Below are 13,104 nucleotides of genomic sequence, written 5' to 3'. Positions count from 1 at the left end.
AGTCGCGGTTCTATTCAAGACTACTAATCAGCATCCCCGACAGAAGCTTCGGATAAAAGTAAGTCGACTTCTGCGGCATGACGGCGCCTGCATCCGCGACCTCGCGAACCTGTTCTACTTTGGTAGGATTGAGGAGGAATCCGATCTGACCTTTGCCGGTCGAAGATCCCGCCTGCGGGAACTGAACCGCGCTATCAACTTCATTCTTATCGATGGTGTAGTTGATGTTCAACTTTTTCTCCTGCGCTTCCTTCGATATCCCGAGCGTCTGCCCGAGAACGACATCGTGGAGCAGCGTGACATCGAGCCTCTTCACAGGTGCGGGAGCGTCTTCCTTCACAATCGAAAGAACATCCACGCCTCGCTTCAACGTCATGAGAAAATATTTCTTTTGAGGAAGTATCATTCCGAAAGAATGGGCGCCGGCGGGTGCGAGTGAGTCTGCTAATTCTCCGACGTCAGACTTGGGATCCAAATCAAAGTAATTCTTCGTTGCCTGTAAGAACTTTCCCGAATCGAAACTGCTCAAACTGTGAATAATCCTGTGGGTCGGATAAACGACAAGCCCTGAATCGAAGATATTCGTGAAGTACATCATTATATAGTCGTACGCCGCTTCGCCGTCCTGTTTCCGACTCTTCGCGCGCATCAACTTCTGGTATTCCAAAGCCGTCTCGTACCTGTGATGGCCGTCGGCTATGTAAACAGCCATCTTGCTCATGACGTTTTGAAAGGTCTTCACGATGCCCATATCGGTGATACGGTAAATTTTGTTATTCACTCCATCGTAGTCGGCTTCCAAATACGGTTTCGCGATTCTCAACTTGTCATATTCCTTTTCAGCGACCTTATTCCCATCGCCGTAAAGACTGAATATCTGGCTGAACGAAGCTTTCGTTGAGGTCATCAGATTCAGCCGGTCAATCTTCGGTCCCGACAGCGTGTGTTCATGCGGAAGAACGACGCCGGCTTCAAACGGCTCCAACTTGATCCACGACACAAAACCGCGGCGCGTAACCGATTCCCCGCTCTGAGTATCAAATGTCTGGAAGTAAGGATATATCGCCGGCTCACTATCCTGCACGAGAATTTTTTCTTTCAGCATCCTCTGCATCTCTGCTGCCGCTGCCTGATATGGATTTGTCTCGCGATTCAGATCGAGCCTTATGATGTTGTTGGGATCTTTCTCGTAAAGGCTGTTCTGACGCTTCTTATCGATCACGTCATAAGGCGGCGCGACGACTTCCGAAAGATTGCTGAGGTTGTAGTGTACTGCTTTAAACGGTTTGACAGCCGCGCCCGCATGCGGAACCTTCTCCATGGTTTTTCTCCTTGATTTCTTTATGCTCATTCGTCGAACCTGATTCTGCTCTTGTGCACGCCGCCTAACTTCCGGATGTTGGAACTAATCGTCGGAATGCAATAATCGTAGAGATGATCGTTTATCTGGCGTCCGTTGAATCTGAGAACATCCCAGCCTGCCGTCTTCAAACTGTTGTCGCGGAAATTATCTGCCGCCGCTCTCTCGGGATTCGCATGCCAATAATCTCCGTCCGTCTCGACATCCATTTTGCCTTCCTCACAATACAATGCAAAATCCAACGCACAGAATTTCCCCACCGGCCGGACGAACATTTGTCTTTCAGCCGCGATCTTCATTTTCTTGAATCCCGCCCACAGCCTATCCTCAAGCTTGCTCTCATCGAACAAGTCATTTATTTCCGTGGCCTTCTGGAATTTCTTAAACGTTGTGGGAATGAAAATCAGACGCCTCCCCCTGTTGCTTCTGATCGGTTTCTCTAGTTGTTCCAGAGAAGAAAGAACAATCTTGTAATAAAGACGGGCCGTCTTGGGATTGTCAGCTTCGTTTGGAAAGAGTTCACACCGGCGCGCTTCCCTTATCTCTTTTACCTTCCCGTAATAGCGGATAGAATACTTTTCTTTTCCGAAAATGCTGGTCTGATAAAAAGCCATCAATTCAGGAGGCCAGCGCTTGCTTAACCATTTTTTCGCGCTGCTGACAGGGATACGATACCAGAGATTTTTTCTTAGTATCTCAAGATCATCTTCATTGTTCAGGATTGAGACTAAGACTTCACCACGAGGCATGATATAAGATAAAACCCGAGCCTTGAAACTAAAATCCCCCGATGCAACATCGCTTGCCTCTCGCTTCCATCTTCCGGCCTCTTATTACTTATACCCCAGACGTGATAATGTCTTCTTATCGTCCCTCCATCCATCCCTCACCTTGACGAACAGCTCGAGAAACACTTCGTGGCCGATCAGTTCTTCTATTTGTTTTCTTGATTCTTGCCCGATCTGCTTCAGCGCCGCACCTTTTTTGCCTATGATTATTCCTTTCTGGGATTCCTTCTCGACATAGATGATAGCACGGATGTAAGTTTTGCGTTCGTCATCCTTTTCTCTGAACTCCTCAATCTCGACCGTCGTAGAGTACGGCACTTCCTCTTTGAACGTTTTAAAAATCTCTTCGCGCACCAGCTCGCTTACGAAAAATCTTTCGTCGCGGTCGCTCACATAATCTTCGGGATAAAACGCGTGCCCATCCGGCAGGTATTTCACGATGGTATTTTCAAGGTCCTCAAGATTTTCACCGGTGAGAGCAGAAACCGGAATGATCTCTTTGAAAGGGTAAACCTCGTTCGCAGAATGAATGAGAGGAAGTATTTCGTTCTTCTTCACGAGATCGATTTTGTTCAACGCAAGAAAGACCGGCGTACCCTTCGGGAACGACCGGCTGAGGACGCTTAAGTTTTTCAACGATTTGGCCGCGCCGCTCGCGTCGAGAATGAAAACGACGATGTCTGCATCATGGAGCGCCGCGTTCGAGAAAGCCATCATCACTTCCTGAAGCGCGTACCTCGGCTTGATTAGTCCGGGTGTATCGAGGAAGACAATTTGAAAATCTTGCTTGGTGAGGATACCCGCGATCTTGTGGCGTGTTGTCTGAGGCTTGGGAGTTACAATCGAAAGTTTTTGACCGAGGAGCCCGTTCAGCAGAGTCGACTTCCCCACGTTCGGCTCACCGACAAGTGCAACGTAACCGGCTTTGAAGCTCATGTTAAACCGATAGTGAAGAGCGAACCGCGAAGAGCTTTCAACTTTTCACTGGAATTGCTATAATGCCGCTTCGCCGCTCTCTTCGGTTCGGACCCGTATGACGTCTTCAACAGGATAAACAAAAATTTTCCCGTCCCCTACCTGGCCCGTCTTCGCACTTTTAATAATCGTCTCTACAATCTTGTCAACACTATCATCCGGAGAAATGATTTCTATCTTCATCTTCGGCAGGAAATCGATCTGATATTCCGACCCGCGGTACATTTCTGTGTGCCCCTTCTGGCGGCCGTATCCTTTGACTTCCGTTATCGTCATGCCTTTGATTCCGATTTCAACCAGCGCTTCGCGGACGTCGTCGATTTTGAAAGGTCGAATGATAGCTTCAATTTTTTTCATGTTAGCCCTTATTTAAAAGTTAGAACCATTCCCGCTGATTTAGAACCGATAATGTGCGCGGGATGCCGTATCGCGGCATTTTCTCGCTTAAATATTGGAAAGATGAAGTGAAGATGCAACCGCCTCATAAATTTTCGCCGGCAAGACTTTAATATTTTCCGTGCCGCCGCATCCGATCACTTCAGGGCCGCATAATATTCACATACTTTATTGACGACGCATTCTTCGCATTTCGGATTCTTAGGGCGGCAGATTTCCCTTCCGAGAAAAGACATGCCCATTCCCGCTGCCCTCCAATATTCTTGGGGCACTTTCTCCATGATCTGCTTCTCGATTTTTTCCGGATTGGTGCCCTTTGCGATTCCAATCCTCGGTGCGACTCGGAGAACGTGCAAATCGACGATAACTCCTTCGGCTATCCCGCCTGACTCGCTGATGATTACATTCGCAGACTTTCTTCCTATTCCCGGAAGCTTCGTCAACTCGTCAAGGGTAGACGGAATACTCTCGTCATCGCCAACTGCCTTAGCAATTGAAGTAATCCATTTTGCCTTGTTAGGAAAGTTTGTGACCGTATTAATGTACGGATAGAGATCTTCCGGCTCCAATTTCGACAGCTCCCTCATCGACGGATATTTCTCAAAGAGAGCTGGCGCAATAGAGTTTATGTGCCTATCCGAGTCTCTTGCCGACAGAACAACCATGACCATAAGTTGGTATTTGTTCCTGTAATCCAGCGGGTGCTTCCTTTGTCCGTAGTTCTCGAAGATAGGATTCATAGCCTTGGCCCAGTCTCGAACAACCCTCACGCTCGACACTTTCTTCTTGTGGATGATTCGTTTGGGCTTGGGTTTAGATCTAGCTTTAGAAACAGATTTGGTTTTAGGTTTTCTTTTCATGTACAAAACATAGAAAATCGATGGCACAAAAGCAATTTTAAAGGAAGTAGATTCTAAATAGGAAATCTTAGACACGCCGAAAATCCAGAATCCTAAATTTCAAAATTCGCTTCCTTACACCTTTGATAGTTTTGAACCTTCGGCCTTTGAATTTACGATTTGTTTAAAGTCCAGTGATTACGATTTAGAGTTTTCGCTCGCTTCGGATTGTAATCAACATTTCCGATTCGTATTTTTAATAAAAGCACGGAGAAAATAATTGATAGCTAAGTTGGCACTTGAAAACGGAATTGTCTTCACCGGCGAATCGTTCGGAGGTTCCGGCGAAACGGCGGGAGAAATTGTGTTCAACACAAGCATGATCGGCTATCAGGAAATTCTCACTGACCCATCTTACTGCGGTCAGATCGTCACGATGACTTATCCTCATATCGGAAACTACGGCGTAAATCCAGAAGACGTCGAGTCCGCAAAGCCTCAGGTCGCAGGATTTGTCGTCAGAGAATACAGTAAATTCTACAGCAACTTCCGCGCGACGGAAAGCCTCGGAGATTACCTCAAGCGGAACGATATAGTCGGGATCGAAAACATCGACACGCGCAGGCTGACACGGATCATCCGGACCACCGGTGCAATGAACGCGGTAATCTCTACCACCGACCTCGACGACAAATCGCTCGTCGTGAAGGCAAAGAAGTTTCCATCGATGTCCGGCCTCGACCTGGCAAAGGTCGTCACCACAAAAAACCAGTACAAATATTCTTCAAACGGAAAAGATGATACCGAGAAGGGCTTCAGAGTCGTTGCATATGACTACGGCATCAAGACAAACATCCTCCGCAAGCTTCATGAACGGCACTGCGATGTAACCGTTGTCCCTGCAAGTCTCCCGGCAGAAGAAGTCTTGAAGCTCAACCCGGACGGAGTCTTTCTTTCGAACGGACCCGGCGATCCAGCAGCAGTCACTTACGCGATTGAAAACGTGAAGAAGCTTATCGGGCGTAAACCGATTTTCGGAATTTGTCTCGGACATCAGATACTCGCGCTTGCGGCCGGCGCAAAAACTTATAAGCTTAAATTCGGTCACCGCGGCGCGAACCACCCCGTGAAAAATTTGTTGAACGAAACAGTCGAAGTCACCTCGCACAACCATGGTTTCGCAGTCGACCCCGGTAGTCTCCCTTCCGATTACGAGGTGACTCACATAGACTTGAACGACAATGTGCTCGAGGGATTTCGCCACAGGAGTCTGCCGCTTTTCTGCGTGCAGTATCATCCTGAAGCGTCACCGGGCCCCCACGACAGCGATTACCTCTTCGACAATTTCATGTCTATCATGGAGACGAAGACTGCCTTGACGCATACACAAACTAGCGTTGCAGCAAAATGAGAGAGAGGCAAAAAAGAGAGGGGCACGTGTCATTGCGAACGAAGCGAAGCAATCCCCATGTTTATTATGGCGAGACAAAGGGATTGCTTCGTCACTCCGTTCCTCGCAATGACAATTTTCTCATAATGCGCTTCTGGGACGCGTTCAGAGAATTCCTGAAAGGATTTTTCTCCGACCGCAGCAACGGTCCGCGCTGCTGCTGAAAAATTATCCCTTCCTTCAAAAACCCAACTGACATGCGCGTGCAAACTTTGCACGGAAACCGAGCAATCTTTTCGCCCTCTCAAGAACATTTAAACCAAAACAAATCATTTTCGTCTATTTTTTTCGGCACATCAAATGAACATTATGCAGAAAAAGAAAAGGAGAGAAATATGTCTTTTCGGAAAGCGATAGGCTGTCTTTTAATTTCATTCATTGTTTTCGGATGTACAAAGACGACCAACCCCGTTTCCTCATCTTCATCAGGGAATGTTACTATGTCGGTCGCGTTTTCAAATACAGGTACGCCGGTTGGGTTTAAGAAAGCAAGCGCCACAACGGCCGGAGTAGATTCTATACGCATCGACAGTGCGATCGTAGTCTTCGCGAGAATAAGGTTTGAGTCCGACATCGATACGGTCACGGTTGATACCAGCACGAGCATCCCGTTCATCAACGTCGATGAGGACAACTCCAGCGTGACTTTCCGCGGACCCTTCGCGGTACACGTGGGCGATACTGCAGCGATAAGTTTTGCCAGCGATACCCTCCCGGCAGGAACTTATACTGGAATAAAATTCGATATTCACAGGCTCGCACCTGCCGAGAGATTTTGGGACAGCGACGACTTTAATCACAAGCCCGGCAGCACGGACGACTCCTCTACGACAAACTACTCGATAGTAGTCTGGGGAGCGGTTCATAAAGACACCGCGTGGGTTCCGTTCGAATTCAAAGACAATCAGAACCTTGAGTTCAAGGTGAGAGGGACCTTCACGATTACGAATCCGACAACGATGGTGAACGTTGCGCTCAACTTCAACATGGGATCATGGTTCGTCAATCCGTTCAACGGAGCCATTCTGGATCCGACGGACATGTCGCTGCGCACTTACCTTATGATCCAGCAGGCGATAAGAGCTTCGTTCAATAACGGAAGATGCGGCGACTGGGATGATCACTGGCGCTGGGCGTTCTGATATTGACCAGTAACGTGTAACAAGCGTCTCGATCTTCCATGTAGAATCTGAATTTTACTCGAAGGAGAGCTGGAGGTTCGTTGAGAAATCGGCGGACCTCTTTTTTTGTAATCAAAGCCATGATGCAGCGGATGAAACGAGCGTCGTCGATTGCCGGCATCTAATTGCTATTAATTCCTCCGCCGAATAAATTGGAAGAAAAGGCAGGGCATATCTTGAAGACTAGAAAGACGTATCGCGAATTGACCCCGGAACAGTTGACATGGCGTTGTCCGGAAAGCGAACTGAAATTCAAATCCACCGAAGAATTAGAACCGATCGATTCCATCATAGGCCAGGAACGAGCCGTGAAGGCTCTGAAGTTCGGCGTCAATATAAAGAGTCCCGGCTACAATATTTTCGTCAGCGGGCTCGCCGGCACCGGGAAGCTCACCACGATCAAACGGCTCTTGGAAGAAATTACGGTGGAGTGCACGCCATCCCCCGACAGGTGCTACGTCTTCAATTTTAGAGAGCCGGACAATCCGCATCTGCTCGAATTCGACCGCGGTCAGGGGAAAAAATTCAAGGAAGATCTCGAAGCGACGGTCCGCTATCTCATCAGAAAAATCCCGGAGTTATTGACAGGCGAAGCTTACACAGATGCGAGGAGCAAGATTGTTGAGTCGTACGAGAAAAGAGAGAAGGCTCTCCTCACGGAATTTCAAAGGAAGATCGAAAGTGAAGGATTCGCGCTCGTGCCCGTCCAAATCGGACCGATCACCCAGCCGCAGGTTTTCCCTGTCTTTCAAGGCAAACCCGTTCCCATCGAAGAGCTTGAAAAGCTTGCAGGCGAAGGCAAATTGACAACAAAAGATTACATAGATGCCGAACACAAACTACAGGAGTTCAGAAAAGAGCTTGCCGCGGTGGCGCGAAAAGGCTCTACGGTTGCGGGAGAAATGGTAAGAAAAATCCAGGACATGGAGAGACAAACCGTCTCGGTGGTCGTCAGCTCAATATTTGAGGAACTGGAGAACCGATTCAAAATGAACCAGGCGGTCCTCGACTATCTCAAGCTGGTGCAAGAATATACATTGAACAACATACAAATCTTCAAGGGAGGTGAAGAACAGGATTCCGAGGCTCAGCCGCCAAGACCGGCAAGCGATCCCTTCATCGTCTACCGGGTAAACCTGATTCAAGACAACACGGATCGGGAGCGTTGTCCAGTCGTAATTGAAACGAGTCCGACTTACACAAATATTTTCGGAACAATCGAAAGACTGATCGACGCGCGTGGATTTTTTCAAACCGATCATACAAAAATCAAAGGCGGAGCGCTCCTTCGCGCGGACGGCGGCTACATAGTGCTGAACGCGCTCGACGCGCTGACCGAGCCAGGAGTTTGGAAGGCTCTAAAGCGGACGCTGATTTACAGAAAATTGGAGATCCAGCCGCTGGACACTTTTTTCCAATTGAACTCGATCGCTCTGAAACCGGAGCCGATCAACATCAACGTGAAGGTCATACTCATCGGCGATCCGTATGTCTACGACATTCTGTACGACGCCGAGGAGGACTTTAAGAAGATCTTCAAAGTGAAGGCAGACTTTGACAGCGAAGTAAGACTAGACTCCGAGAAAATTACAGAGTATGCAAGGTTCATCTCGCGAATATGCAGGGCGGAAAATCTGATGCACTTCGACAAATCAGGCGTGGCAGCAGTAATCGAGTTCGCTGCACGTCAGGCGGAGCGGCAGGATAAACTCTGGACCCGGTTCAGTGACATCGCCGACCTTCTCCGTGAAGCGAGCTTCTGGGCAAGCAAGAATGAGCACAAACTCGTCAACAGAGAAGATGTCGGCAAGAGTCTCGAATCGCTCATCGAAAGGAACAATCTCACCGAAGATAAAGTCCAGGAAATGATCGAGAGGGACATGATCATGATCGATACGACTGGTGAACGCGTTGGACAGGTGAATGGACTCGCCGTTTACGATATCGGATATTACTCTTTCGGAAAGCCGACGCGCATTACGGCCGCAGTCGGAATGGGCAAAGCGGGAATCACGAGCATCGAGCGCGAGGCAAATTTGTCGGGAAAAGTCCACGATAAAGGCGTCATGACACTTTCAGGTTACCTGCGCGAGAAGTTTGCGAGAGAAAAGGCACTCTCGCTTTCGGCAAGTATTGCATTTGAACAATCGTACAGCGGCGTCGATGGCGACAGTGCGTCGTCAACCGAACTCTATGCGCTGCTGTCGAGTCTTAGTAACCTCCCGATAAAGCAGGGCATCGCAGTCACAGGAAGCGTGAACCAGAAAGGCGATGTTCAGCCGATCGGTGGAGTGAACCAGAAGATCGAGGGCTTCTACCAGGTCTGCAAGTCGAAAGGTTTGACTGGCGATCAGGGAGTCATCATACCTCAGCGAAACGTGAAAGACCTCGTGCTCCGCGATGAAGTAATCCGGGCAGTGAACGAAAAGAGGTTCCACATTTATCCGGTCGAGCGAATTGAGGATGGGATAGAAATCCTGACCGGTGTAGCTGCAGGAAAGCAAGACAGGAAAGGCCAGTACGAAAAAAATTCCGTGTTCCACCTTGTGGCGAAGAGATTGAAGGAGATGTCGGGGGAAGAAAAAGAAACGAGTAGGAAGAAAAGCAGGAAGAGAAAAACTAAGTAGGATTTCCCCTACGGGTTGTGCGAGGATTGAATCCTAGCACTAGTCAAAGTTTCTTATCTAAAACCGCCTTGATTATCACACTCGGCTTTTCGCCGTGCATTGGCATTTCCAAATTTAATTAAAGCCAAAAATTAATTTGACATCAACAACGCGGTCTACTTGTCCAGCACACCCCGCATTTTCTTCAGAAGGTCGATCACATTAAAGGGCTTTTGTATGAAATTGATATCATCCGCAAGAACGCCGTGATGATTGAGCTCGTTCGCCGTGTAGCCTGACATATACAGGACTTTGGTGTCGGGTTTCAGGGCGAGAATTCTCTTGCTCAGCTGCTTGCCGCTCATGGTGGGCATGATTACATCGGTCAGCAGCAAGTCGATCTTTTTCGGAAATGCTTCACAAATCAAAAGCGCCTGGTGAGGATCTATCGCCGATAGTACGCTGTACCCAAACTCTTCCAAACTGAATTTTACCAGATCAAGAAGTTCAGCCTGATCTTCGACAACGAGGACTGTCTCAGTTCCCTTCAATGGCTCTTCAGAAATGTCCTCTTCCAGCTCCTCCGGTTCGCCGCAATAGCGGGGCAAAAAGATCTGAAACCTTGTCCCCACTCCCGGTTTACTTGCCACATCGATGGCTCCATTGTTTTGTTTCACTATCCCATACACCGTCGAAAGTCCAAGCCCGGTTCCCCGCCCTTTCGGTTTCGTTGTGAAGAACGGCTCAAATAATCTTTTCAAAACATCTTCCCGCATTCCTCGTCCGGTGTCGGTGATCGACAGGACTGCGTAGTCGCCCGGACTCAAATCGACAGGTCTCTCGGCGCTTTTCTCGTGCACATGCATATTGAAAGTCTTGATGCTTATCGTCCCGACTCCATCGATTGCATCCCTGCTGTTTGTCACCAGGTTCATTATGACTTGATCCAGCTGCGAAGGATCTATGTAAACGTTCCACAGGCGATCTCCGGGAATAGAGACGAGTTTAATATTTTCGCCGATTATCGTCTCCATCATTTTCCGAATTGACTCTATGGAAGAATTCATGTTGATGGCTCGCGGTGATACGACATCTTTCCTTGCAAAAACGAGAAGTTGTCTCGTCAGCGCAGCCCCCCTGTTTGCGGCAGACATGATGACCTCAAGCCGTTGCCTGTCGGGATCATCTTTTTCCAATTTTGATCTCAGGATATCCGTGTAGCCCATGATAACGTTCAAGATATTGTTATAATCATGAGCGACTCCACCTGCGAGGAGTCCCAGTCCTTCCAGCTTCTGCGATTGGATAAGCTGTTCCTGAAGCTGGTTGCGTTCGGTCAAATCGCGGATAACGCTTACCAGAACACGTTCGCCTCCCATCGTCAGCCCACCCGATCTTACCTCGACCGGAAAAGTAGACCCGTCTCTGCGCCGGTGTACCGTTTCAAGAACAATTCCACTTGAGTAAGCCTTGCCTATTTGCGCCTGCACCTCTTCGGAGGTTTCATTGACACTGAAGTCATAGATAGTCTTGGTGAGCAGCTCATCACGGGAATAACCATAAGCAGTCTCGGCGGCTCTGTTTGCTTCAATAATTTTGCCGTCGGAGTGCCTGAAGTAAAGAATTACATCTGCAAAATTCTCGAACAATAATCTTTGCCGCTTCAGTGCTTCCTCGGCTCGCTTTCTCTCCGTGATGTCGCGGCAGATTCCTTCGTGGTACACCATCTTTCCCTGATCATCTCGAACATAACGCGCATGGTCTTCGAGCCAGACTTCAGTCCCGTCTTTTCTCTTGAGCCGATAGATTTCGGTTCCCGACTTGGATTCGGGGTCCTTCACGAGATCGTCCCGCTCCGATTTGTCAAAATAGAGAGCATTCGGTATGTCCATCTCAAGTAATTCTTCCCGCGTATAGCCAAGGAGTCTTGCAAAAGCCGGATTGATGTCGATAAACTTGCCCTCCGGCGTGCTGCGATAGTATCCATCAGGCATGGATTCAATCAACCTGTGGTATTTCGATTCACTCTCGAGGACCGCCCTCGCGGCATTTTTTCTATCGGTGATATCCTCATAGGTTCCCAGCACTCCTATGACTTTTCCGTCCGCGTCATGCAGCGGAACTTTGCTGGTTATCAACCAGGCCAGCGCACCGTCCGATCTAACTTGAGGCTCCTCATACATGAGTTTCGGCAAATCTTTTTCAATTATCTCGCGGTCATCAGCCCGGTAAAGATCCGCCGTTTGGACCGATGCTATGTCGTGATCATCCAAACCAATAACGTCTTCAGGCTTTTCATAACCGCAGTCTTCCGCAAATGATTCGTTGCAGCCTAGATATTTCAGGTTCTGATCTTTCCAAAATACGCGCTGTGGAATCGTATCGAGTACTAAGCGGAGCATTTGTCTGGAGGTAAACAATGCAGCTTCCGCTGATTTACGCTCATTTATTTCATCAGTTGCTTTATGCAGAGCATTTCTTATGCTTCGCGTCACCACACTTGGAAGAATTACGGACAGGGAAAGGACAAAAGTATGCGCGATCCAGAACCTGATATCATTAAAATGTGATATAGGAGCAGGCAGGAGGCCATGAGCGCTCAGGTACACGAAGCCCAGGTCGGAGAGGCTGCATACGATGGCTGCGAAGATCGCGACATTCTTTCCAAAGAACAGGCCTGCGCTGAAGACGAGACCCAAATACATGACAGCAGCCGGACCTCTTATGCCACCCGAAGTCAGCGCAAATCCGGTTATCACCATCCAGAAATATATAAGGGCGCAAATGACGACAGCCCGGACATGGCCCCTTCCGTTCAACCACAAAGCAACAAATGTGAACGTAACCGTCAAGGCCTCCAAACCAATCCATCTGAAGATGTGCTCGCTGAATACGATTGACATGATGGCCGCATAGAGAGTAACGGCTATCGCCAACAACAAAAGGACGGCGCGGACGGAGCTTGTGCGCTCGGCAAGTTCCTGATCGGAGTAGCTTTCCAGCTTCAATCTAAAAAGCGTTCTTCTTCTCCTTTCCTCTCTATCAGATATCGGACGGCAACGACTGAATTACTTACGTGTGAGATTCTACATATAGATTCAGAGGTCGTTGTCTTGGATAACCTCTCGTTCCGTGTATTGACCAACTGTTTAAAAGTGAAGGAACCTGCTGCAGAAAAGAAATGGTTAGAAAGATCGATCCTCCACCCGGTCGTCTGGCCATACTTAACCTACGTTTAGATACTATTAAAGAGGGTTCAAAGAAGATGCCACGACAAAGCCCATGAAACACGCTGGAAAATCGTATGATGCCGTTACATTTTCAGGACCATTACCTAAGAGTAATCTCCATGGTGGTAAATGTAACTCCCCCTGTTCCACGTTCACTTTATCAGGCACAACTATTGCGTTCTTGGCCAGCGTGTCGACATTCCGAGAGACAACTAAGTCTGGCGTCCAGACTTTGCGTCCGAGATTATTTCGCGTGTTCTCCTTTCGTGGCACCGATGG

At 48.4% G+C, this 13,104-nt stretch carries 10 protein-coding genes; 3 read left to right on the top strand and 7 right to left on the bottom strand.

What is annotated here, in order from left to right; translation table 11 throughout:
* Positions 1-10: 10 nt before the first annotated feature.
* From VLX91_06335 to nth, 5 genes are all read right to left on the bottom strand, one after another.
* The gene (locus tag VLX91_06335) at positions 11-1,321 is read right to left on the bottom strand and encodes a DUF1015 domain-containing protein (protein HUI29817.1); all 1,311 of its coding nucleotides are present in this window, start codon (positions 1,319-1,321) and stop codon (positions 11-13) included.
* Between the two features lie 26 nt (positions 1,322-1,347).
* Positions 1,348-2,109 carry a DUF559 domain-containing protein gene (locus VLX91_06330; GenBank protein ID HUI29816.1) on the bottom strand — a complete coding sequence of 254 codons (762 nt, stop codon included), beginning with the start codon at positions 2,107-2,109 and terminating at the stop codon, positions 1,348-1,350.
* 84 nt (positions 2,110-2,193) lie between these two features.
* Complete coding sequence (gene era, locus VLX91_06325; GenBank protein ID HUI29815.1) at positions 2,194-3,084, bottom strand: GTPase Era; 891 nt, start codon at positions 3,082-3,084, stop codon at positions 2,194-2,196.
* 57 nt (positions 3,085-3,141) lie between these two features.
* Positions 3,142-3,480, bottom strand: a complete 339-nt coding sequence (locus VLX91_06320; GenBank protein ID HUI29814.1) for a P-II family nitrogen regulator — start codon at positions 3,478-3,480, stop codon at positions 3,142-3,144.
* A 176-nt stretch (positions 3,481-3,656) separates the two neighbouring features.
* On the bottom strand, positions 3,657-4,454 hold the full coding sequence (nth, locus tag VLX91_06315; protein ID HUI29813.1) for an endonuclease III: 798 nt from the start codon (positions 4,452-4,454) through the stop codon (positions 3,657-3,659).
* A 184-nt stretch (positions 4,455-4,638) separates the two neighbouring features.
* Between nth and carA the strand changes: the two genes are divergently transcribed.
* From carA to VLX91_06300, 3 genes are all read left to right on the top strand, one after another.
* Positions 4,639-5,769, top strand: coding sequence for a glutamine-hydrolyzing carbamoyl-phosphate synthase small subunit (gene carA, locus VLX91_06310; GenBank protein HUI29812.1), 1,131 nt, complete (start codon positions 4,639-4,641; stop codon positions 5,767-5,769).
* Positions 5,770-6,143: 374 nt separating this feature from the next.
* Entirely contained in the window at positions 6,144-6,950 is an 807-nt protein-coding gene (locus VLX91_06305; GenBank protein HUI29811.1) for a hypothetical protein, read from the top strand.
* A 215-nt stretch (positions 6,951-7,165) separates the two neighbouring features.
* A complete protein-coding gene (locus tag VLX91_06300; GenBank protein ID HUI29810.1) occupies positions 7,166-9,616 on the top strand; it encodes an AAA family ATPase in 2,451 nt (816 codons plus the stop codon).
* A gap of 155 nt (positions 9,617-9,771) precedes the next feature.
* Here the strand turns inward: VLX91_06300 and VLX91_06295 are convergent, their stop codons facing one another.
* Positions 9,772-12,603 (bottom strand): PAS domain S-box protein, encoded by a 2,832-nt coding sequence (locus VLX91_06295; protein HUI29809.1) that lies wholly within the window; start codon positions 12,601-12,603, stop codon positions 9,772-9,774.
* 237 nt (positions 12,604-12,840) lie between these two features.
* Complete coding sequence (locus VLX91_06290) at positions 12,841-13,098, bottom strand: hypothetical protein (protein ID HUI29808.1); 258 nt, start codon at positions 13,096-13,098, stop codon at positions 12,841-12,843.
* Positions 13,099-13,104 lie beyond the last annotated feature (6 nt).

The sequence above is a fragment of the Candidatus Acidiferrales bacterium genome (assembly GCA_035515795.1).
In the GTDB taxonomy this organism is placed as follows: domain Bacteria; phylum Bacteroidota; class Ignavibacteria; order Kryptoniales; family JAKASW01; genus JAKASW01.
This window is presented reverse-complemented; position numbering and strand designations above follow the sequence as displayed.